This window comes from Rhodoplanes sp. SY1, assembly GCF_046000175.1.
Taxonomy (GTDB): Bacteria; Pseudomonadota; Alphaproteobacteria; order Rhizobiales; family Xanthobacteraceae; genus Rhodoplanes.
In genome coordinates this window covers 13,464-35,216 of sequence record NZ_JBEOMB010000011.1, presented here as the reverse complement: position 1 = coordinate 35,216, position 21,753 = coordinate 13,464, and the positions used below count along the sequence as shown (strand labels likewise).

Here is a 21,753-nt window from a genome sequence, read left to right as displayed (position 1 = left end):
ACAGGTTTGTGGAAGATCCGTGCACCCCACGGTCGTTCGATTGAGCAGTGCAGTGCGGAATGGCGCACAAAGCGGCCGGATCGAGCGGCGACCTGCCCATCATATCGGCAGACGGCGCGTTGACAGAAGCTGTCTGGTTTTTGATACAATTCGTCCCGGCCCGCCGAGACCCGGCGCGTCGTGACACCTCGCCCGAACGAACCAGGAGCAACGTTTGACGGCCGCCGTCGAGCTTCTCAAGACACGCCGGCTCTATCTGCTGCTGCGCGACCGCATCGTCACCGGCGCGGTGGCGCCGGGCGGGCGGCTGCCGAGCGAGCCGGCGCTGGCGCAGGAGCACGGCGTCTCGCGCGTCACGGTGCGGCGCGCCCTCGATCTGCTCGCCGACGAGGGGCTGGTGCGGCGGCGCGCCGGCTCCGGCACCTTCGTCGAGGACGTGCCGGCGTCGCGACCGATCGTCGCCGACTTCTCGAACCTGCTCTCCAACCTGATCGAGATGGGACGCACCACCGCAGTGAAGCTCCTGTCCTTCGCCTATGTGGTGCCGCCGGCCTCGATCGCCGAGCCGCTCGGCCTCGCGCGCGGCGAGCGGGTGCAGCGCTCGGTGCGGGTGAGGCTGATCGACGGCCAGCCGTTCTCCTATCTGACGACGCATGTGCCGGAGCGCATCGGCCTCACCTATTCGGAGCGCGACCTCGCGACCATTCCGCTGCTCGAGCTGATGGAGCGGTCCGGCGTGGTCGCCGAGCGCGCGACGCAATCGATCAGCGCCAGCCTGGTGGGTCCCGAGACCGCGGAGGCCCTCGATCTTTCGCCCGGAGACCCCGTGATCTCGCTGACCCGCGTCGTCCACGAGCCGTCCGGCCGCGGCATCGAGCATCTGCACGCGCTCTACCGGCCCGACCGTTACGCCTTCCAGATGGACCTCGTCCGCACCGGAGTCGCCGGCACCCGCCGGTGGACGCCGACCGTGGTGCGCAGCACCGGCCCGTCTGGCGATTCCAGCGCCCCCCGTCCGAAGCGGACCGCCAGCAAGAAAGGGATCCGTCCATGACATCGTCCGATCGCCGGCTCGTCGCCGCGCTCTCGCGCCGCGCCGTGCTGAAGGCCGGCGCCGCCGGCGCGGCTCTGGTCGCGGCCCCGACCGTGCTGCGGGCCCAGACCCCGGCCGTGAAGCTCGGCATCATCCAGCCGGTGACCGGCGCGCTCGCCGAGGCGGGCGAGCTCGGCCGCCTCGGTGCGGAATTCGCCATCGCCGACATCAACGCGGCCGGCGGCCTCAAGGCGCTGGGCGGCGCCAAGATCGAGATGGTGTTCGCCGACAACCGCTCGAACCCCGAGGCCGCGGCCCAGGAGGTCGAGCGCCTGCAGGGCGAGAAGGTGGCGGCGATCGTCGGCGGCTTCGGCAGCGGCCTGTGCATGACCGCGACCCAGGCGGCCGCCCGCTACGACCTTCCTTATCTGGTCGACGTCGGCGTCGCCGACGCGATCACCAAGCGCGGCCTCAAGAACACGTTCCGCATGGCGCCGAGCTTCGGCATGGCGACCGAGGTCGCGCTGAAGAACCTCGTCACCCTCAACGACACCGCCGGCAAGCCGGTGAAGACCGTGGTGATCGTCCACGAGGACGGGTTGTTCGGCTCGGGCCTCGCCAAACTGCTCGGCACCGAGCTGCCCAAGCTCGGCTTCGAGGTGCTGGAGACGATCTCGCACCCGACGCCGGCGCGCGACATGTCGAACATCGCGCTGCGCATCCGTTCGCTCAAGCCGGACCTCGTGATCCCGTCGAACTACTACGGCGAGTTCGTGCTGCTCGCCCGCACCATGCAGCAGCAGCGCATCCGGCCGAAGGCGATCTACGCGATCTTCGGCGGCGGCGCCTCCAGCCTGCGCTTCGTCAAGGAGTTCCCGCAGGCGGCCGACGGCGTCATCGACTGCAACCATTGGCACGACCCGAAGAACCCCAAGTCGGCCGACATCCGGGCCCGCACCGAGGCGGCCGGCAAGTCCTATGTCTACAACGTGCCGCTCAACTACTCGGCCGTGATGCTGATGGCCGAGGCGATCGAGGCGGCCGGCGGCGTCGCATCGGACAAGCTGATCGCGGCATTGTCGAGCCGGGATTTCGGCAGCGGCGTGATGCCCTATGGCCGCTCGAAATTCGTCGAGGGTCAGAACGTCAGCGCGCTGCCGCTCAACACCCAGATCCAGGACAACGACGTGAAGGTGATCTATCCGGACGCCTTCGCCCAGGTGAAGCCGGTCTTCCCGCTGAAGGCCTGATCCTGCGCGGCGGCCGCCCTGCCGCCGCTCACGTCCCGACGACGGCGGAGCTCCGCTCCGCCGTCCCATCCTCGCGCGACGCCGGACCGCTCATGTACTCGCCCCAGATCGTGCTCGAGGCCGTGCTGAACGGCCTGCTGACCGGCGGTGTCTACGCCCTCGTCGCGCTCGGCCTCACGCTGGTCTACGGCGTGCTGCACATCATCAACTTCGCGCACGGCGCGCTGCTCACCTGCGCCATGTTCATGGTGTGGGCGGCGTGGGCCTGGCTCGGCATCGATCCATATGCGGCCGTGCTGGTCGTCGGCCCGTTGATGTTCGGCCTCGGCTACGCCATGCAGCGCCTCGTCATCGGCCCGGCGAGCCGGCACGACGACGGCAACATCCTCCTGGTAACGCTCGGGCTGGCCATCGTGCTGGAGAACGCGCTGCTCGCCGGCTTCAAGTCGGACACCCGCACGGTGGCGAGCGACTACGCGCTCGAGGTCGTCTCCATCGGCCCGCTCCTGCTGTCGCAGCCGCGGCTCGTCGGCTTCGTCGTGACGATGCTGATGACGGCGCTGCTGTGGCTCGTGCTGAACCGCACCGACATCGGAAAAGCCATTCGGGCGGTGGCGCGCGAAAAAACCGGGGCGCGGCTGGTCGGCATCGACGTGGATCACGTCTATGCCATGACGTTCGGCATCGGCTGCCTCTGCCTCGCGGTCGCGGCGAGCCTCCTGATGCCCACCTTCTATGTCAATCCGCGCATCGGCGGCGCCTTCGTGCTGGTCGCCTTCACGATCGTCGTGCTCGGCGGCATGGGATCGGTGGTCGGCGCTCTGATCGGCGGACTCCTGATCGGGGCGGTCGAGAGCCTGTCGAGCCTCTATCTCGGCGACAGTCTCGGCCAGCTCGGCATCTTCCTCATCTTCATCGTGGTGCTGCTCGTGCGACCCACCGGCCTGTTCGGAGCGCGCGCATGACCGCGACCGATCTTGTCCGCCCGCTCCTCGTCGTCGCGGTGCTCGCCGTGGTGCCGTGGCTCGGCGTCTCAAATGCGACCCTCAACTTCCTCGTCTACATGCTGATCGTCGCGCTCGCCGCGCAGGGCTGGAACATCCTCGGTGGTTTCGGCGGCCAGTACTCGTTCGGCCACGCCGCCTTCTTCGGCACCGGCGCCTACGCGACCGCGATCCTGCAGGTGCAGCTCGGCGTCAACGCCTGGCTCGGCCTCCTCTGCGGCGTCGCTGCCGGTGTGGCGGTCGGGCTCTTCGTCGGGTTCCTGTCGTTCCGCTCGGGCCTGCGCGGTTCCTACTTCGCGCTGGTGACGCTCGCCTTCGCCGAGGTGTTCCGGGTCGTCGCCAATGCGGTCGGGTTCACGGGCGGCGCCGCCGGTCTGCTGATCAGGCTCGAGCCCGGCATCGCCACGTTGCAGTTCGCCGATCGCCGCATCACCTGCATGCTGGTGCTCGGCTTCGTCGGCCTCGGCCTGGTGATCTCGACCTGGCTGACGCGCTCGCGCTTCGGCGCGCATCTGATCGCGGTGCGCGAGAACGAGCAGGCCGCCGAGGCGCTCGGCGTCGATCCCATGCGGGTGAAGCTCGGCGCCATCGCGCTGTCGGCCGCCCTCACCGCGCTCGCCGGTTGCCTCTACGCCCAGTACTTCCTGTTCATCGACGCCACCGTCGCCTATGGACCGTGGATCTCGGTGGAGGCGCTGCTGGCCGCGCTGGTCGGCGGTGCCGGCACGGTGCTCGGGCCGCTGATCGGGGCGCTCGCCCTGCACGGGCTCGGCGAGGCGACCAAGGGCATCGCCGGCAGCGTGCCGGGAATCGATCTCGTCGTCTTCGGCGTGTTGCTGATCCTCGTCATCGCCTTCCTGCCCGGCGGGCTTATGGGCGGCCTGTCGCGGCTCGCGGGTCGCCTGCGCACCCTCGGGCGCGGACGCAAGCCTGCGGTGGAGGCCTGACATGCTGGTCGCCGAAGGCCTCACGAAAAAATTCTCCGGTCTGGTCGCCGTCGACGACGTGTCGCTGGACGTCGCGGAAGGCTCGCTCACCGGTCTGATCGGGCCGAACGGCGCCGGCAAGACCACGGTCTTCGCCATGCTGGCCGGCTTTCTCCATCCGACCGCCGGCCGTGTGCGGCTCGACGGCGCCGATCTGACCGACGAGCCGCCTTACAAGCGGGCGCGCCGCGGCATCGCCCGCACGTTCCAGATCACTCAGCCGTTCGCGGGCCTCTCGGTGCACGAGAACATCGCGGTCGGCGCCTATCTTCGTCACGCCCGTCGCGCCGACGCGATGGACCGTGCCGCCGCGATCGCCGAGCGGGTCGGGCTCTCTCACGAGCTCGACAAGCCGGCCGCGGCCCTGACCGTCGCCGGCCGCAAGCGGCTCGAGGTGGCGCGCGCGCTCGCGACCGCTCCGCGCCTCCTGCTGCTCGACGAGGTGCTGGCCGGCCTCAACCCGTCCGAGGTGCGCGACATGATCCCGGTGCTGCGCGCCATCCGCGACGACGGCGTCACCATCTTCATGATCGAGCACATCATGCAGGCGGTGATGAACCTCTGCGATACCGTGTACGTCATCGCGCAGGGCCGGCACGTCGCCCACGGCACGCCGCAGCATGTGTGCGCCGATCCTCAGGTGATCGAGGCCTATCTGGGCCACGGCGCCGCCGCGCGCATCGCCGCCGGAGGCGCCCATGCTCGAGGTTGAGGGACTGGAGGCCGGCTACGGCGGCACCACGGTGCTGCGCGGCATCGACCTGCGCGTCGACGCCGGCGAGATCGTCGCGGTGCTCGGCGCCAACGGGGTCGGCAAGACCACCCTCAACAACGTCCTGTCCGGCGTGCTGCCGGCCCGCGGCGGCACGATCCGCTTCGACGGCACCCGCATCGATCGCCTCCCCGACAAGACGATCGTCGCGGCGGGCCTGATCCACGTGCCGGAGGGTCGCAAGATCTTCCCGACCATGAGCGTGCGGGAGAATCTCGAGCTCGGCTGCTACCGCCGCGGCCGGGCGAACCGCGACGCCAATCTCGAGCGGGTGTTCACCACGTTTGCGCGCCTGCGCGAGCGCACCTCGCAGCTCGCAGGCACGCTGTCGGGCGGCGAGCAGCAGATGCTCGCCATCGGCCGCGGCCTGATGGGCGAGCCGCGCCTCCTGATTCTCGACGAGCCGTCGCTCGGCCTCTCGCCGCTGCTGGTCGAGGAGATGTTCGCGTTGATCCGCCGTCTCAACCAGGAGGGCCTCGCCATCATGCTGGTCGAGCAGAACGTCGTGCAGTCGCTGGAGATCGCGGCGCGCGCCTATGTGATCGAGAACGGCCTGGTCGCGCTGTCCGGCACGGCCCGGGACGTCGCCGACGATCCCGAGCTGCGCCGCGTGTATCTGGGATTGTGAGGATGAACGGAAGGGTGACGACATCGGCCGTGCTTCCGGGCCTGCTCCCTCCCCCCTTGTGGGGGAGGGCGGGGGAGGGGGGTAGAGGCTGGGTTCGGAGCTTGTGGCTCACCCCCCTCCCTGTCCCTCCCCCACAAGGGGGGAGGGAATGATGGGGCAGTCGTTTTCACACCATCTCGGTGCAGTGCTTGTATCGACTGCTGTACCTGACGTCTTCGGTGGCAAGGCCGTGACAACGAGCGGGAACAAGAAATGACCCTGAAACAGCGGCTCGACAGTGGCGGCACGATCGTCGCGCCCGGCGTCTACGACGCGCTCACCGCCTCGCTCGCGGCAGCCGCCGGCTTCGAGGCGCTCTACCTTTCAGGCGCCGCCATCGCCTACACCCGGCTCGGCCGGCCCGACATCGGGCTCGTCACCATGTCCGAGGTCGCCGACGTGATCACGCTGGTGCGCGACCGGGTGCCGACGCCGCTGATCGTCGATGCCGACAACGGCTACGGCAACGCGCTCAACGTGCAGCGGACCGTGAGGCTGTTCGAGCGCGCCGGCGCGACCGCGATCCAGCTCGAGGATCAGTCATTCCCCAAGCGCTGCGGTCACCTGCGCGACAAGACGCTGATCCCCGCCGCCGAGATGGCCGGCAAGGTGAAGGCCGCGGTCGATGCCCGCGCCGGCGACGAGACCCTGATCGTCGCCCGCACCGACGCGGTCGCCGTCGAGGGCTTCGAGCGCGCGGTCGAACGGGCGCGCCTCTATGCCGAGGCGGGCGCCGACGTGCTGTTTGTCGAGGCGCCGCGCTCGCGTGATCAGCTCGACCGCCTCGTCGCGGCGCTGGCCGGCACGCGGCCGCTGCTCGTCAACATGGTGGAGGGCGGCGACACGCCGCTGATGCCGGCCGCCGAGCTCGGCGCGCTCGGCTTCCGCATCGTCATCTTCCCGGGCGGCATCGTGCGGGCGCTCGCGCGCACCGCCCAGGCCTATTACGCCTCGCTCGCCGCGACCGGCACCAATGCGTCGTTCGCCGACCGGATGTTCGACTTTTCCGCGCTCAACGCGCTGATCGGCACGCCCGAGATGCTGGCGCTCGGTGCCGGCTACGACGACTTCGGCCGGGACCGGCCGCGCGACAACGAGGAGACCGCCGCGTGACCGCCATCGATCCCGTCACGCTCGCGGTGCTGGGCGGCCGGCTGGAGCAGATCGCCGACGAGATGGACGCGACGCTCTATCGCTCGGCCTTCAACCCGATCATCGCCGAGGCGCGCGACGCCTGCCACGGCCTCTATCACGCCGAGACCGGCGACACGCTGGTGCAGGGCACCAAGGGTCTGCCGATCTTCGTCGGCGCCATGGCGTTCGCCGTGAAGTCGGTGATCGATCTGGTGAAGACGCGCGGCGGCCTTTCGCCCGGCGACACCTTCCTGTTCAACGATCCGTACGACGGCGGCACGCATCTCAACGACTTCCGCCTAGTCCGCCCGGTGTTCCGGAACGGAACGCTGTTCTGCTGGCTCGCCTCGGTCGGCCACTGGCTCGACATCGGCGGCAACGTGCCGGGCGGCTACAACCCGAAGGCGACCGAGAGCTTCCAGGAGGGCGTGCGCTTCCCGCCCGTGAAGCTGATCGCGGCCGGCACCATGAATCAGGACATCCTCGACATCCTGGCCGCCAACACGCGGGTGCCGCTGTCGAACTGGGGCGACCTCAACGGCCAGCTCAACGCCCTCGATCTCGGCGAGCGTCGCTTCCATGCGCTGCTCGACGAGTACGGCGACGCGACCGTCTCGGCCGCCTTCGACGCCTTCTCGGACCGCGCCGAGGCGCTGATGCGCGCCGCGCTGCGCTCGCTGCCGGACGGCACCTATACGTTCGAGGACTATCTCGACAACGACGGGATCATCGACGAGAAGCTCACCATCGCGCTGGATCTGACGATCCGCGACGGCAGCATGGTGCTCGACTTCTCGCGCTCCTCGCCGCCGCCGCAGGGGCCGATCAACATCTCGCGCGCCACCGCGGTCGCGGCCTGCTACGTCGCGCTCAAGCACGTGTTCGTCGAGGTGCCGGCCAATGCCGGCTGCCTGCGGCCGATCGCGTTCGTGATTCCCGACACGACGCTGCTCGGCGCCAAGGCCCCGAAGCCGGTCGCCGGCTACACCGAGACGATCCTTCGGCTGATCGGCGTGGTGTTCGGCGCGCTCGCCAAGGCGGATCCGGCGCGCGCCACGGCCGGCCCGTTCGGCACCATCAACGCGCTCTCCATCGCGGGCCATCGCCAGGATGGGAGCCGCTGGGTGATGTTCTCGTTCTTCGGCGGCGGGCTCGGCGGCAATCCGCAGAGCGACGGCCTCAACCACGCCAACAACCCGATCTCCACGGCCACGATCCCGCCGCTGGAGATTCTGGAAGCCGCCTATCCGATCAAGTTCACGCAGTGGGCCTTGCGGCCCGACAGCGCCGGCGCGGGCGAGCATCGCGGCGGCGTCGGCGCCGTCTACGAGATCGAGATGCTGTCCGACGCCGAGGTGTCGCTGCTCGGCGAGCGCGGCAAGGTCGCGCCGTTCGGGGTCGCCGGCGGCGACCCGGCGGCGCTGAACCTGTTCCACTGGCAGACCGACGACGGCGAGCGGTCGCCCCCGATGGTGTCCAAGGTCACCGACGTGAGAATCAAGGCGGGCCGGCGCGTGCGCCTGGAGACGCCCGGGGGCGGCGGGTGGGGCGACCCGGTCGCCCGCGATCCGGAGCGGGTCGCGCGCGACGTGCGGCTCGGGCTGGTCAGCCCGGAGGCGGCGCTGAGCCGCTACGGCGTGCATGTCGACGCGACCGGCCGGCCCATCTCCGATGGTGCGACGGCCGGCGAGACGCGGGTCGGCGAGAAGCGTGAAGGAGAAGCAGCGTGAGCACGGCACCGGGCCGCACCGTCGGCGTCGACGTCGGCGGCACCTTCACGGACTTGTTCTTCTACGACGAGGCGGAGCGCAGCTTCCGCACGGCGAAGGTGCCGTCGAACCGCGGCGACGAAGCGGTCGGCTTCATGGGCGGTCTCGCGGCCTTCGGGCCGGTGTCGGAGCTTTCGTCGATCGTGCACGGCACCACGGTCGGCACCAACGCGCTTCTGGAGCGCAAGGGTGCCCGCATCGGCCTGATCACGTCGCGCGGATTCCGCGACGTGCTGGAGATGCGCCGGCGCGACCGTCGCCACACCTGGGGCCTGTGGGGCGACTTCACGCCGGTGGTCGATCGTGATCTGAGGATCGAGGTCGCCGAGCGCACCCATGCCGACGGCAGCGTGGTGACGCCGATCGATCCGGACGAGGTCGCGGCGGCCGCGCGGGTGCTCGCCGCCAAGGGCGCCCAGGCGCTCGCCATCGTGTTCATCAACGCCTACGCCAACCCGGCGAACGAGCAGGCGGCGCTCGCCGCGGCCGCCGCGGCGTGGCCGAACACCGACCTCGCCTGCTCGAGCCAGATCCTGCCCGAGATTCGCGAGTTCGAGCGCACCTCGACGACCGCGCTCAACGCCTATCTGCAGCCTGTGGTCGGCAGCTATCTGGAGAAGCTCGACCGCGCCCTGCAGGCCGGCGGCTTCGCCGGGCGCTTCCACATCGTCCAGTCGAACGGCGGCATCATGTCGACCACGACGGCGCGGCGACTGCCGGTGCGCACCGCGCTGTCGGGCCCCGCGGCCGGCGTCATCGCGGCCGCGGCGATCGCCCGCGCCGCCGGCTTTCCGGACGTGATCACGGGCGACCTCGGCGGCACCTCGTTCGACGTGTCGCTGGTCGTCGGCGGCGAGACGGCGCTCGCCCCGCAGACGACGATCGACTTCGGCCTCGTCGTGCGCACGCCGATGATCGAGATCACGACCATCGGCGCCGGCGGCGGCTCGATCGCCCATGTCGATGCCGGCGCGCTCCTGCAGGTCGGCCCGCACAGCGCCGGCTCGCGGCCCGGCCCGGTCTGCTACGGCCAGGGCGGCGACCGCCCGACGCTGACCGACGCCAATCTCGTGCTCGGCCGTATCAACGCGGCACGCCCGATCGGCGGCAAGCTCGCCTCGCTCGACGTGGAGGCCGCGAAGGCGGCGATCCTGCGCGACGTCGGCGCGCCGCTCGGTCTCGACGCGCATGCCGCCGCCGAGGCCATCGTGCGGGTCGCCAACGGCAAGATGGCGGGCGCCATCCGGCTGGTGTCGATCGAGCGCGGCCACGATCCGGGCAAGTTCGTCGCCGTGCCGTTCGGCGGCGGCGGCGCCTTGCATGTCGGCGCACTGATCAAGTACGTGGGGCTCAAGGGTGCGCTGGTGCCGCGTTATCCGGGCGTCACCTCGGCGCTCGGCTGCGTGATCGCCGACATCCGCCACGACCAGGTGCAGACCGTGAATCTCACGCTCGCCGGGCTCGACGCCGCGGCGCTCGATCGCCGCATGGTGAGCGAGGCGGCGGCGGCGCGCGCCGTGGTCGAGGACGCCGGCCTCGCGATGGAGCGCATCGATCTCGTCTTCGAGCTCGACATGCACTATGTCGGCCAGACCCATACGATCGCCGTGCCGCTGCCGGTGACCATCACGGCCGGAAGCACCGGCGACACCACCGGCGACACCACCGGCGTCTCGGCCGAGCTGATCAGGACCGCGTTCGATCGCGCCTATCAGGCGTCGTTCAGCCGCCTCCTGCCCGATGTGCCGGTGAAGATCGTCAATCTGCGCACCGCGGCGATCGGCCGGCGGCCGTGCTTCGATCTCGCCGCGCTCGCGCCCGGTCCCGAGGCGTCGATGGAGCGCGCTCGCCAGGGCAGCCGGCCGGTGTGGTTCGACGGCGGCTGGCACGACACCGCGATCTATGCGCGGCTCGACCTGCCGGTCGGCGCCGTGGTGCCGGGTCCGGCCGTGCTGGAACAGCCGGACGCGACCACGGTGATCGATCCCGATCTCGTCGCTCGCGTCGATGCGCTCGGCAACGTGATCGTCGAACGCAAGGAGGCGCCGCAGGCGAGCCAGGGGGCTGTGTCGTGAGCATCGCCGCCGTCCCCACCGACAAGACCGCGCTGCTGATCGTCGATCTGCAGAACGACTTCCTGCACCCCGACGGCGCCTATGGCCGCCCCGGCCAGAGCGTGCCGGAGATCGCCGCGCTGCCGGGGCGCATCAAGCCGCTCGCCGCCGCGCTGCGCGCCGCCGGAGGGCTCGTCGTCTCCACCCAGTTCACGCTGGTGCCGGGTCGCGGCGGCGAGCCGATGATCTCGCCGCACCTGAAGGCGCTCCGCCCGTTCCTGAAGAAGGGCGACTTCCTGCCCGGCGCCTGGGGCCACCAGCTCGTCGACGCGCTGCAGCCGGCGGACCTTTCGGTGGAGAAGATCGCCTACTCGGCCTTCTACATGACGCGGCTCGAATGGGTGCTGCGCAAGACAGGCATCGAGCGGCTGATCGTTTGCGGCATCGTCACCAATGGCGGCGTCGCCTCGACGGTGCGCGACGCCCATGTGCGCGAGTTCGAGATCACGGTGCTGGAGGACGGCTGCGCCGCCTTCTCGCCCACCGTTCATCGCACCGCGATCGAGGCGCTTCGCCCCGTCGCCCACATCGCGAGAGTCGCCGAGGTCCTGTCCGAGATCCGCGCCGAGGCCGGTGCATGACGGTCGCGCCGGCGGCAGGCAAGCGTTTCGAGGTGTCGATGCCCGTGGTGGTGATCGGCGCCGGCGCGGCCGGGCTCGTCGCCGCGCTCGCGGTGCGCGCGGCGGGCGTCGACGTGCTGGTGCTGGAGCGCGATCCCGTCCCGCGCGGATCGACCGCGATGTCGGCCGGCCTGATCCCGGCGCCGGCGACACGCTGGCAGGCCGCGGCCGGCATCATCGACACGGCCGAGCTGTTCGCCGCCGACATCCTCGCGAAGGCGCATCGCGAGCCCGACGCGGCCGTGGTGATGCATCTCGCCGAGACGATCGGCCCGACGCTCGAATGGCTCGCCGACGCGCACGGCCTGCCGTTCGACGTGATCACGGAGTTTCTCTATCCGGGCCACTCGACCTACCGAATGCACGGACTGCCGACGCGATCCGGCGTCGAGCTGGTCCAGCGGCTGAGCGCGGCCGCCGAGCAGGCCGGCGTTATGATCATGACGGACGCGCGTGTCGACACGCTCTACGCCGATCCGGACGGGCGCGTGTGCGGGATCGGCTTCGCCCGCCCGAACGACAGCCGCGACGAGGTCGGCTGCGGCGCGCTGGTCCTCGCCTGCAGCGGCTACGGCGGCAACCCGGCGCTGGTGTCGCGCCACGTTCCCGAGCTCGCCGATGCGCTGTTCTTTGGCCATGAAGGCAACCAGGGTGATGCGCTCGTCTGGGGCGAGGCGCTCGGCGCCGCGACCCGGCACCTCTCCGGCCATCAGGGACACGGCGCCATCGCGCATCCGCACGGCATCCAGATCACCTGGGCGACCATCACCCAGGGCGGCGTGCAGGTGAACCGCGACGGCCGCCGCTTCGCCGACGAGACGCTCGGATACTCCGAGCAGGCCGCCGCCGTGGTGGCGCAGCCGGACGGCATCGCCTTCACGATCTTCGACGAGCGCATCGCCGCGGTGGCGCGCGGCTTCGAGGACTTTCGCCAGGCCGAGGCGGCCGGGGCCGTGGTGACGGCGGCGTCGATCCCGGAGCTCGCCGAGCGGCTCGGCCTGCCGGTCGCGACGCTGACGGCGACGCTGTGCGCCGTCGAGGCGGCGCAATGCGCGAAGGCGACCGACGCGTTCGGCCGCGACTTCTCGCGCACCCCGCCGCTGGTGCCACCGTACCGGGCCGTGAAGGTGACGGGCGCACTCCTGCATACGCAGGGTGGGCTCGTCGTTGGCACCGATGCACGGGTGCTCCGCGACGACGGCACCGCGCTGCCGAACCTGTTCGCCGTCGGCGGCGCCGCTTGCGGTGTTTCGGGATCGCAGGCGAGTGGCTATCTCTCGGGCAATGGGCTGTTGTCGGCGGTCGGCCTCGGCCGCACCGCCGGGCTGGTCGCGGCCTGCGCCGTCAAGGCGAAGCCCGTGCCTCACGGAGACGATGCCCATGCCGGCTGACGCCATCACGGGCGCGATCGCGCGCGGCGCGCCGAAAAGCCTGCTCGACAAGCTGTGGGACGCCCACGCGGTCGTCACGCGCGCGGACGGCCAGACGCTGCTGTTCGTCGACCGCCATGTCCTGCACGAGGGCTCGCACCACGCCTTCGCGCAGCTCGCCGCCCGCGGCGCGACGGTGGCGCGGCCCGATCTCACCTTCGCGGTCGCCGATCATTACGTGCCGACGCGCGGTCGCCCGCGGATCGCCGACGAAAGCGTCAAGGGGATGGTCGATCGCCTGGTCGGCAACACGACCAAGCACGGGATAAAGCTGTTCGGCCTCGGCGATCCGCGCCAGGGCATCGTCCATGTGGTCGGGCCGGAGCAGGGGCTCACGTTGCCCGGCCTCGTGATGGTCTGCGGCGACAGCCACACCTCGACGCACGGCGCCTTCGGCACCCTGGCGTTCGGCATCGGCGCCTCCGAGGTGGCGCATGTGCTGATCACCCAGACGCTCTGGCAGCGCAAGCCGAAGCGCATGCGCATCGTGATCGACGGCGCGCTCACGCCGGGCGTCGGCGCCAAGGACATGGCGCTCACCTGGATCGCGCGGCTCGGCGCCGACGGGGCGCAGGGTCACGCGATCGAGTATGCGGGCTCGGCCGTCCGAGGCCTCTCGATGGAGGGGCGGTTGACGCTGTGCAACCTCTCGATCGAGGGCGGCGGCCGCTGCGGCATGGTGGCGCCGGACGCCACCACGATCGAGTTTCTGCGCGGACGGCCGTTCGCGCCGGAGGAGGGGGAGGCGTTCGAGCGCGCCACCGCCGACTGGCTGGCACTGGCGAGCGATCCCGACGCGGTGTTCGACAGGGAGGTCACGTTCCGCGGCGACGCGATCGTGCCGACCGTCACCTGGGGCACCAGCCCGCAGGACGCATTGCCGATCGACGCGACGGTCCCGGACCCGGACCGCATCGTCGATCCGGCGCGCGCCGCCCATGTCCGCGATGCGCTCGCCTACATGGATCTGGTGCCCGGCCGGCCGCTCGCCGCGGTCGCGGTCGACCGGGTGTTCATCGGCTCCTGCACCAACGCGCGCATCGAGGATCTGCGCGCCGCCGCCGCCGTGCTGGCCGGCCGCACCGCGCGGGTGCCGGGGCTCGTCTCGCCGGGTTCGTCGCTCGTCAAGCAGCAGGCCGAGCAGGAGGGGCTCGACCGCATCTTCGTCGCGGCCGGGCTCGAATGGGCCGATTCGGGCTGCTCGATGTGCGTCGGCATGAACGGCGATCTGGTGCCCTCGGGCGAGCGCTGTGCCTCCACGACCAACCGCAATTTTAAGAACCGCCAGGGGCTCGGCGCCCGCACGCATCTGATGTCGCCCGCCATGGTGGCGGCCGCCGCCGTCACCGGGCATCTCGCCGACGTCCGTCCGCTGCTCGTCGGGAGATTGTGATGCAGCCGTTCCGCCGCCTCGACGACGCGATCGCCTGTCCGCTGCCGCTGGCCAATGTCGACACCGACCAGCTCATCCCGGCGCGCTTCATGAAGCAGCCGCGCGCCGCCGGCTATGGCGGCTTCCTGCTGCACGACCTTCGCTTCGATGCGGACGGTACGTCCCGCGGGCTCACGCTCGACGACCCCGCCTTCGCGGGCGCCGCCGTGCTGGTCGCGCGGCGCAACTTCGGCAGCGGGTCTTCGCGGGAGGCCGCCGTCTATGCGCTGGTGGACTTCGGCTTCCGCTGCGTGATCGCCCCGAGCTTCGGTGACATCTTCGCCTCCAACGCGGTCAACAACGGCCTCCTGCCGGCGCGCGTCGACGACGACGCGGCGGAGCGCCTGCTCGATCACGCCGCGGCCGGCCGACGCCTCGACGTCGACCTCGCGGCACGCATCATCCGGGTCGGCGGCGAGACGATCCCGTTCGCCGTCGACGAGGTGTGGCGGACCAAGTTGCTGAACGGCTGGGACGACATCGACCTGACGCTGAGCCACACCGCGGCGATCCGCGCTTTCGCGGCGGAGCGGGCGGCGGTGCATCCGTGGAGCCTGCCGCGCGATCAGGGATGACGCGCGGCCGGAACGTCAGGCGGGAAGGTCGTCAGCAGTGGCGGGGGCAGTCCTGGTCGATCCGGGCCTGCGCCATCAGGATCACGCTTCGCTCGTCCTGCTGGGGGGTGGTGATGGTCTCGACGACCCCGTAGGTGCCGGGCGCGTAGATCTCGGCCTTCCAGGTCTCGTCGCGTTTGGTGATGATGCGGTAACCGCGGTAGTTGCAATCGGTCATCTCGTCCTCCCGAGATGCGGCGCAGTCTGCATGGACATCCTGGCCGGACGGTGGAGATCTCGTGCCGAACGCGGAAAAAAGCATCAGAATGATTACTGATGAGGCAACTTTTCTCGATGGGGTAGAACCGGACGTGATGGGCACGCGCCGCGTGGGGCCGTGATCTCGGTGCTGCGGTGCAGCACAGCCGCGCGCCCGACAATCACGCACCGCGGTGGACCGCGCCGCTGCGGCACGCCATTCTGCCCCCCGTTTTGCGAGACGGGGGACGGCAGGAATGCTCCAGGTGACCATGGCGGGCGGCTTCTATGACCGCACGCGATCCCTGATCGACGGGTCGGTGCGGCCGGAGGGGCTGTCGCTGACCTATGTCGAGCTGCCGATCGAGGAGGTGTTCTGGCGGCTCCTGCGCTACGGCGAGTTCGACGTCGCCGAGTGCTCGCTCGCCTATCACATGATCGCCCGGGCGCGCGGGATCGGCCACGATTACGTGGCGATCCCGCTGTTCCCGTCGCGCTGCTTCCGCCACGGCTTCGTCTTCGTCAACCGCAACAGCGGCATCCGCAAGCCCGAGGACCTCGCCGGCAAGATCATGGGCGTGCCCGAATACGCCATGACGGCGGCGCTGTGGCTGCGTGGCCTGTTCGAGCACGACTACGGCGTGCCGCCCGGCGCGATGCGCTGGCGGGTCGGCGGCATCGAGGAGCCGAACCGCGCCGATCGGATGGAGATCACGGTCGACGCCGACGTGGAGATTCTGCCGATCCCGCCCGGCAAGAGCCTGGTCGGCATGCTGGCCGCCGGCGAGATCGACGCCATGATGGGCCCGCGCGTCCCCTCGGTCTTCCGCCAGGGCCATCCCGACATCGTGCGGCTGTTCCCGAACTATCCGGCGGACGAGCGCGCCTGGTACGAGCGCACCAGGGTCGTGCCGATCATGCACACGGTCGTGATCCGGCGCGCCCTCTACGAGCGCGAGCCTTGGATCGCCATGAGCCTGTTCAAGGCGTTCCGCGAGAGCTCGCGGCGCGCGCTGGCGCATATGCGCGACGTCAACGCGCTGCCTTACAGCCTGCCCTGGTACCTGCCCGCGCTGGAGGAGACCATCGCGGTCTTCGGCGAGGATTTTTGGCCCGAGGGGCTCGACGCCAACTGGCCGTCGGTGGCGATGCTGATGCAGTACGCCAAGGAGCAGGGGCTGATCGATCGCCTGTTCACGCCGGAGGAGCTGTTCGCGCCGAGCACCCTCACAGAGTTCAAGATCTGATCCTCCGACAGGCCGGGCCGATGCCGCCGCGCAGGACCGACGCCCTCTACATCGCGCCCCCGGCGCAGCGCGCCGTGCGGCTCCTGCGTGCCGTCGTCGAGGGCGACACCGTGACCAACACCAGCGTCACGGCCAAGGCGCTCGGCATCAACCGCACGACGCTGATCCGGCTCCTGTGCACACTGGAGGCCGAGCGATTCATCGAGCGGCGTCCGGGTGGCGATGGCTTTCAGGTCGGCGTCGGCTTCATCGGGCTCGCGGCGCGCGCGCTCGCGGGTCAGGATCTGGTGCAGGTCGCGACCCCCGTGCTCGCGCGCCTGTCGGAGGCGTTCGGCCTCTCCGCCCATCTCGGCGTGCTGGACGGCCACGACGTGCTCTATCTGCTGCGCCGCGCCCCCGACCTGCCGGTGGTCAGCAACATCCGGGTCGGCAGCCGGCTGCCTGCGCATGCGACCACCATGGGGCGGATCATCCTGGCGCATCTGCCGGCCGCGGCCGTGACGGCGCTCTACGGCCGCGGCGCCCTGAAGGCGTTCACCGACAAGACCGCGACGACGCTGGCGAAGCTCGAGGCGCAGATCGCCGCCGATCGGGCCGCCGGCCTCGCCTGGAGCCGCGAGAACTTCGAGCCCGGCATCGACTCGGTCGCCGCCGCCGTGCTCGGTCCTGCGGGCGCCGTCGTCGCCGCCATCAACGTCACCGGACCGAGCGGCCAGTTTCCCGCGGCCGGCGCCGCCAAGACGCGTCTCGGTGTCGCGGTGCACGAGGCGGCAGCCGAGATTTCCACGCGGCTCGGCCATGTCTTCCCCGGCGCAGCCGACCCCGGGCGGTCCGGCACCGATCTTGCCAAGTCGGCAGCGGCATCCGAGGATCGGGCGCCGCGACGCGCCCGGCCCGCCGCGAAGCCGTCGTCCGGGACCAAGACACGGACCAAGACACGGACCAAGAAAAGCCCCCGCGTGTGACATCCGAACAGGAGACCACATGAGAGCCGCCGAACTGCGCGCCGCCATGACGGCGCCGCTCACCGTCGGACATGCCTGCGACCTGCGTGGCCTCGTCGTCGACGAGCCGCTCGATCTCGGCGGCGCCCGGATCGGCAATGTCGATCTCACCGGCACGCGCTTCGAGGCGCCCGTGATCGCGCGCGGCGCCGTGTTCGGCGGGCTCGCCTGGTTCCGCGACTGCCGGTTCGCCATGAAGGTCGATTTCGCCGGCGCGGTGTTCGGCAACGACGCGCGGTTCGACGGCGCCACCTTCCTGGGCGACGCGACCTTCTCGGGCTGCGAGTTCCACGGCGTCGGCGACTTCGATCTCGCCGATTTTCACGGCGCCGCCTTCCTCGACCGCCTGCAGGTGCTCGGCAATCTGTCGCTGGAGCGCACCCGCTTTCGTGGGCCGGCCTCGTTCGAGGACAACGAGTGCTTCGGCGGCCTGTGGTGTCACGACGCCCAGTTCGACGGCCGCTGCAACACGGCCGGCATGGAGGTGCACGGCCGCACCTGGCTCACCGGCGTCAAGCTGCCGCGCCTCCTCTCCGGCCAGCCCGCGCTCTCGGGCATCCGCAGCTTCGGCTATCGCTGGAGCTGACCGGGACACGGTCGCAGGCGCGTGTCGCGTAGGGTGGGTAAAGCGAAGCGTGCCCACGCTGTCCGGTCCGGTTTGTCACGACTGCGTGGGCACGACGCGCCTGCGGCGCGCCTTTGCCCACCCTACGACCTCCCACGAAGTGATCACGTCGCAACCGCCCGCACCGCCGGGCGTGGTCGGGCCGCGGCTGCTCGCGGCCGTCCTTTGCACCGCACAACAAACTCGCACTGCGGCATACGTAGTGATGCGGAATTGAGCTTGACGGCGCCGCAGGTCCGACCCTAGCCTATTCATCATTGAACGATCTGTTCAATTATGAACAGACGAACGAGCGGCAGCGAACAGGCGACCCCCGATGCCCAGACCGCATTCCGACCTCGCGCATCAATCCCGTGGCCGCGACCTCGGCGCCGACGAGGCGGCGCTCGCCGTCGCGCTCGAGCGCATCTTCGCGGCCGGCACGCACGACTTCGCCGCCGTCGCGCAGCAGCTCTCCGCGCAGGGGATCGTCGCGCCGGCGAGCCGCTCGACGGCCTGGACCGTCGATCTGCTCGAGGCCGAGCTGACCGCCATCAACGCATCTCTCGACGAGGCTTACGCGGCTCATGGTTTTGGCGCTTGACTTCATCGGCGTGACCAAGCGCTTCCCGATCGCCGGCAAGCGCGACGAGTTCACGGCCGTCGAGAAGCTGACCTTCCATGTCGGCGCCGGCGAGATCGTCGCCGTCGTCGGGCCGTCCGGCTGCGGCAAGAGCACGATCCTCAACATGGTCGCCGGCCTCGACGGGCCGAGCGAGGGCGAGGTGCGGATCGGCGGCGAGCGCGTCATCGGGCCGACCCGGCACGTCGGCTTCATGCTGCAAAAGGACCTGCTGCTGCCCTGGCGGACGATCGTCGGCAATGTCGAGTTCGGCCTGGAGTCGCGCGGCATCGCGCGGACCGAGCGGCGCGAGCGGGCGATGCGCGAGCTGGAGCGCTGCCGCCTCGTCGACTTCGCGCATCACTATCCGCATCAGCTCTCCGGCGGCATGCGCCAGCGCGCCGCGCTCGCCCGGACGCTGGCGGTCGAGCCCGACGTGGTGCTGCTCGACGAGCCGTTCTCGGCGCTCGACGCGCAGACCAAGATGATCCTGCAGGAGAGCTTCGCCCGCACCATCGTGGCGACAGGTGTCACCACGGTGCTGATCACCCACGATCTCGCCGAAGCCGTGCTGATGTCGGACCGCGTCGTCGTGATGAGCGAGCGGCCCGGGCGGCTCGTCGAGGAGCTTCCGATCGACCTGCCGCAGCGCGGCGACCCGATGGGCCGCGGCCGCATGCCGCGCGCCCACGAGTACATCGATCATCTGTTCAACACCCTGCATCTCGCCGAGCGCGCCGCCTGAGCGTTTCCGCGTACACTGCGTCCCGGACCGAAGACCGCGACCGAAGACCCCCGCCGGGCCATCAAGGAGACCCCCGATGCCCTCCCTGCCGATCCGACTGGCCGCCGGCGCGGCCCTGCTGCTCGCCGCGACGACGGCGCAGGCCGCCGAGAAGATGACCTATCTGTTCCCGGCGCCCGGCGTGCTGCCGGCTTTCGCGCCGTTCCAGCTCGCGCAGGCGCGCGGCTACTACGCGGCCGAGGGGCTCGAGGTGACGTTCCAGGTCGGCAAGGGCGGCGCCGACGTCGCCAAGCAGGTCGCGGTCGGCAATGCCGAGCTCGGCGGCGGCATCGGCGATACGCCCGTGATCGTCCGCGCCAACGGCCTGCCCGTGAAGGCGGTCGCGGTGCTCGGCGGCCAGGCGCTCACCCAGATCATCGTGCGCAAAGACGCCGGCGTGAAGTCGCTCGCCGAGTTGAAGGGCAAGAAGATCGGCGTGCTCTCGTTCCAGGACACGACCTACTACAACGCGCTCGCCGCCCTCGCCAGCGCCGGCCTGAAGAAGGAGGACGTCTCGATCGAGGCGGTCGGCCCCGCCGGCATGGTGAAGCTGATGATCTCCGGCGACCTCGCCGCCATCTCGGGCGTGCCGGAATGGACCGCGGCGATCGAGGAGGCCGGCATCGGCGTCGACATCTATCCGATCACCAAGATCTTCCCCGCCATGGCGCAGGCGCTGCTCGCCTCCGACGAGACCATCGCCAAGAAGCCGAAGGTGGTGGAGGGCTTCGTCCGCGCGACCCTGAAGGCCGTGCGCGAGATCCAGGCGGATCCGAAGAAGGCGGCCGCCGAGTACGTCAAGGCAGTGCCGCAGCACGCCGGCCGCGAGGCCCAGATCCTCGATATCATGCAGCGCTACAACACGCTCGTGTACCGCACCGACGATCCGGCGGAGCTCGGCAAGCTCGATCCGAAGCGCATCGCCGCCGTGCAGAAGTTCTACGTCGACAACGGCATCGTGCAGACGGCCGTGCCGGTCGCCGAGCTCTACACCAACCAGTTCGTCAAGTGAGCGGGAGCGATCCGATGAGCGTGAACGTTCTCGACGCCGACGCGGCATCGGGTCGCACGAGACGCCGACTCGCGGCCGCGAACGCGTCGCTCGCCCAGATGGCACCCGACATCGCCCTGACGCTGACGATCGCCGTGGTGGTGCTCGCCGCCTGGCAGTACGCGCCGCCGCTGCTCGGCGTGCCGCGCTACATCATCCCGACGCTCGGCGACTGCCTCGCCGAGTTCGGCCGCATGGTCGCGCAGGAGAACCTCGCCCGCCACTTCTTCACAACGCTGTGGGTGTCGGTGGTCGGCTTCGCGCTGGGCAGCGCCTTCGGCGCGGCCTTCGGCTACGCGCTCGGCCTCTCGGCCATGTGGGAGCGGGCGATCTCGCCCTATCTGCTCACGCTGCAGATCGCCCCCAAGGTCGCCTTCGCGCCGTTGTTCATCATGTGGTTCGGCTACACGGCGTGGCCGAAGCTCTTGGTGACGCTGCTGATCGTGTTCTTCCCGATCCTCGTCAACGTGCTCCAGTCGATGAAGACGGTCGATCGCGACCTCGTCAATCTCGCCCGCGCCTACAACATGAGCCGCGCGGCGATCTTCTGGAAGATCGAGTTTCCGTCGTCCATGCCGGCCCTGATGGCGGGGCTTCGCATCGGCGCGACGCTCGCCGTCATCGGCGTCACGGTCGGCGAATTCGTCGGCGGCAATGTCGGGCTCGGCTTCCTGATCACCTACGGCGAAGGCCAGGCCAACACCGCGATGGTGTTCAACGCCATCATCCTGCTGACCGTGATCGGCATCGCGCTCTACATGGCGGTCGCCGCGATCGAGAAGCGCGTCCTCCACTACATCCCCCGTGCCAGCCACTGACGTGGCGGAGCAGAGCCGAAGGAGAGGTCCATGAACCAGCCCGTGAAGATGGCCGAGATCATGCCCGAGGACGTGCAGATCCCCGAGGGCAAGACCTTCGAGCAGTGGCTCGAGTCGCGCATCGCTCGTTACGACACCCGCAAGCTCGACTGGAACGCGCTGAAGTTCCAGGCCGACTACGATCCGAAGTATCGCCGCGCCCAGATGCGCTACATCGGCACCGGCGCGACCGGCGTGGCGCACGACGACAATGTCGTCCCGGCCGAGCATTTCACCTTCTCGACCATGGTGCTGCCGGCCGGCTGCGAGGGCCCGCTGCATCTCCACACCGACGCCGAGGAGGTGTTCTTCGTGCTGCGCGGCCGCAAGCTGCGCTTCATGGTGGAGCACCAGGGCCAGCGCTTCGAGGCCTTGCTCGGCGAGCGCGACCTCATCTCGGTGCCGCCCGGCATGTATCGCGGCCTCGTCAACGAGGGCATCGAGGAGGCGTTGATGCTGGTGATCATCGGCTCGACCAAGCCGGAGACGCCGACCTATCCGGAGGATCACCCGCTGTCCAAGGTCAAGCGGCCGAAGAATTGATCTCCCGCAGAACCGACC

22 protein-coding genes are annotated in these 21,753 nt (G+C 70.2%); 21 read left to right on the top strand and 1 reads right to left on the bottom strand.

Annotated features, from left to right (window positions below; translation table 11 throughout):
- The first annotated feature begins 214 nt into the window (after positions 1-214).
- From ABTU92_RS04195 to leuD, 13 genes are all read left to right on the top strand, one after another.
- Complete coding sequence (locus ABTU92_RS04195; protein WP_408087958.1) at positions 215-1,054, top strand: GntR family transcriptional regulator; 840 nt, start codon at positions 215-217, stop codon at positions 1,052-1,054.
- Positions 1,051-2,283: an ABC transporter substrate-binding protein gene (locus ABTU92_RS04190; RefSeq protein ID WP_408087956.1), complete on the top strand. Its 1,233-nt coding sequence runs from the start codon at positions 1,051-1,053 to the stop codon at positions 2,281-2,283. The genes ABTU92_RS04195 and ABTU92_RS04190 overlap by 4 nt, the downstream gene beginning before the upstream one ends.
- Before the next feature lie 92 nt (positions 2,284-2,375).
- On the top strand, positions 2,376-3,248 hold the full coding sequence (locus ABTU92_RS04185) for a branched-chain amino acid ABC transporter permease (RefSeq protein ID WP_408087955.1): 873 nt from the start codon (positions 2,376-2,378) through the stop codon (positions 3,246-3,248).
- Positions 3,245-4,234, top strand: a complete 990-nt coding sequence (locus ABTU92_RS04180; protein WP_408087953.1) for a branched-chain amino acid ABC transporter permease — start codon at positions 3,245-3,247, stop codon at positions 4,232-4,234. Before ABTU92_RS04185 ends, ABTU92_RS04180 begins: the two co-directional genes overlap by 4 nt.
- 1 nt (position 4,235) lies before the next feature.
- The gene (locus tag ABTU92_RS04175) at positions 4,236-4,985 is read left to right on the top strand and encodes an ABC transporter ATP-binding protein (RefSeq protein WP_408087951.1); all 750 of its coding nucleotides are present in this window, start codon (positions 4,236-4,238) and stop codon (positions 4,983-4,985) included.
- Positions 4,972-5,673, top strand: coding sequence for an ABC transporter ATP-binding protein (locus ABTU92_RS04170; RefSeq protein WP_408087949.1), 702 nt, complete (start codon positions 4,972-4,974; stop codon positions 5,671-5,673). Before ABTU92_RS04175 ends, ABTU92_RS04170 begins: the two co-directional genes overlap by 14 nt.
- A 252-nt stretch (positions 5,674-5,925) precedes the next feature.
- Positions 5,926-6,825, top strand: a complete 900-nt coding sequence (locus ABTU92_RS04165; RefSeq protein WP_408087947.1) for an oxaloacetate decarboxylase — start codon at positions 5,926-5,928, stop codon at positions 6,823-6,825.
- Complete coding sequence (locus ABTU92_RS04160; protein ID WP_408087945.1) at positions 6,822-8,576, top strand: hydantoinase B/oxoprolinase family protein; 1,755 nt, start codon at positions 6,822-6,824, stop codon at positions 8,574-8,576. Before ABTU92_RS04165 ends, ABTU92_RS04160 begins: the two co-directional genes overlap by 4 nt.
- The gene (locus tag ABTU92_RS04155; RefSeq protein ID WP_408087943.1) at positions 8,573-10,690 is read left to right on the top strand and encodes a hydantoinase/oxoprolinase family protein; all 2,118 of its coding nucleotides are present in this window, start codon (positions 8,573-8,575) and stop codon (positions 10,688-10,690) included. The genes ABTU92_RS04160 and ABTU92_RS04155 overlap by 4 nt, the downstream gene beginning before the upstream one ends.
- Entirely contained in the window at positions 10,687-11,310 is a 624-nt protein-coding gene (locus ABTU92_RS04150) for a cysteine hydrolase family protein (RefSeq protein ID WP_408087941.1), read from the top strand. Before ABTU92_RS04155 ends, ABTU92_RS04150 begins: the two co-directional genes overlap by 4 nt.
- Entirely contained in the window at positions 11,307-12,740 is a 1,434-nt protein-coding gene (locus ABTU92_RS04145; protein ID WP_408087939.1) for an FAD-dependent oxidoreductase, read from the top strand. Before ABTU92_RS04150 ends, ABTU92_RS04145 begins: the two co-directional genes overlap by 4 nt.
- Positions 12,730-14,172 carry a 3-isopropylmalate dehydratase large subunit gene (gene leuC / locus ABTU92_RS04140; protein ID WP_408087937.1) on the top strand — a complete coding sequence of 481 codons (1,443 nt, stop codon included), beginning with the start codon at positions 12,730-12,732 and terminating at the stop codon, positions 14,170-14,172. The genes ABTU92_RS04145 and leuC overlap by 11 nt, the downstream gene beginning before the upstream one ends.
- On the top strand, positions 14,172-14,786 hold the full coding sequence (gene leuD / locus ABTU92_RS04135) for a 3-isopropylmalate dehydratase small subunit (RefSeq protein WP_408087935.1): 615 nt from the start codon (positions 14,172-14,174) through the stop codon (positions 14,784-14,786). The genes leuC and leuD overlap by 1 nt, the downstream gene beginning before the upstream one ends.
- A gap of 31 nt (positions 14,787-14,817) precedes the next feature.
- Here leuD and ABTU92_RS04130 read toward each other — a convergent pair whose 3' ends face one another.
- Complete coding sequence (locus tag ABTU92_RS04130; RefSeq protein ID WP_111355151.1) at positions 14,818-15,003, bottom strand: hypothetical protein; 186 nt, start codon at positions 15,001-15,003, stop codon at positions 14,818-14,820.
- A gap of 277 nt (positions 15,004-15,280) precedes the next feature.
- Here ABTU92_RS04130 and ABTU92_RS04125 point away from each other — a divergent pair, with 277 nt between their 5' ends.
- The 8 genes from ABTU92_RS04125 (at position 15,281) to ABTU92_RS04090 (ending at position 21,735) form a co-directional block, all read left to right on the top strand.
- The gene (locus ABTU92_RS04125) at positions 15,281-16,270 is read left to right on the top strand and encodes an ABC transporter substrate-binding protein (RefSeq protein WP_408087933.1); all 990 of its coding nucleotides are present in this window, start codon (positions 15,281-15,283) and stop codon (positions 16,268-16,270) included.
- A 20-nt stretch (positions 16,271-16,290) separates the two neighbouring features.
- A complete protein-coding gene (locus ABTU92_RS04120) occupies positions 16,291-17,235 on the top strand; it encodes an IclR family transcriptional regulator (RefSeq protein WP_408087931.1) in 945 nt (314 codons plus the stop codon).
- Positions 17,236-17,254: 19 nt separating this feature from the next.
- Positions 17,255-17,860 carry a pentapeptide repeat-containing protein gene (locus ABTU92_RS04115; RefSeq protein ID WP_408087929.1) on the top strand — a complete coding sequence of 202 codons (606 nt, stop codon included), beginning with the start codon at positions 17,255-17,257 and terminating at the stop codon, positions 17,858-17,860.
- 355 nt (positions 17,861-18,215) lie between these two features.
- Complete coding sequence (locus ABTU92_RS04110; RefSeq protein ID WP_408087927.1) at positions 18,216-18,482, top strand: recombinase-like helix-turn-helix domain-containing protein; 267 nt, start codon at positions 18,216-18,218, stop codon at positions 18,480-18,482.
- A complete protein-coding gene (locus ABTU92_RS04105) occupies positions 18,466-19,245 on the top strand; it encodes an ABC transporter ATP-binding protein (protein WP_408087925.1) in 780 nt (259 codons plus the stop codon). Before ABTU92_RS04110 ends, ABTU92_RS04105 begins: the two co-directional genes overlap by 17 nt.
- Positions 19,246-19,321: 76 nt before the next feature.
- Positions 19,322-20,296, top strand: coding sequence for an ABC transporter substrate-binding protein (locus tag ABTU92_RS04100; RefSeq protein ID WP_408087923.1), 975 nt, complete (start codon positions 19,322-19,324; stop codon positions 20,294-20,296).
- A 14-nt stretch (positions 20,297-20,310) separates the two neighbouring features.
- The gene (locus tag ABTU92_RS04095) at positions 20,311-21,153 is read left to right on the top strand and encodes an ABC transporter permease (RefSeq protein WP_111357316.1); all 843 of its coding nucleotides are present in this window, start codon (positions 20,311-20,313) and stop codon (positions 21,151-21,153) included.
- Between the two features lie 30 nt (positions 21,154-21,183).
- A complete protein-coding gene (locus ABTU92_RS04090) occupies positions 21,184-21,735 on the top strand; it encodes a cupin domain-containing protein (protein ID WP_408087921.1) in 552 nt (183 codons plus the stop codon).
- The last annotated feature ends 18 nt before the right edge of the window (positions 21,736-21,753 follow it).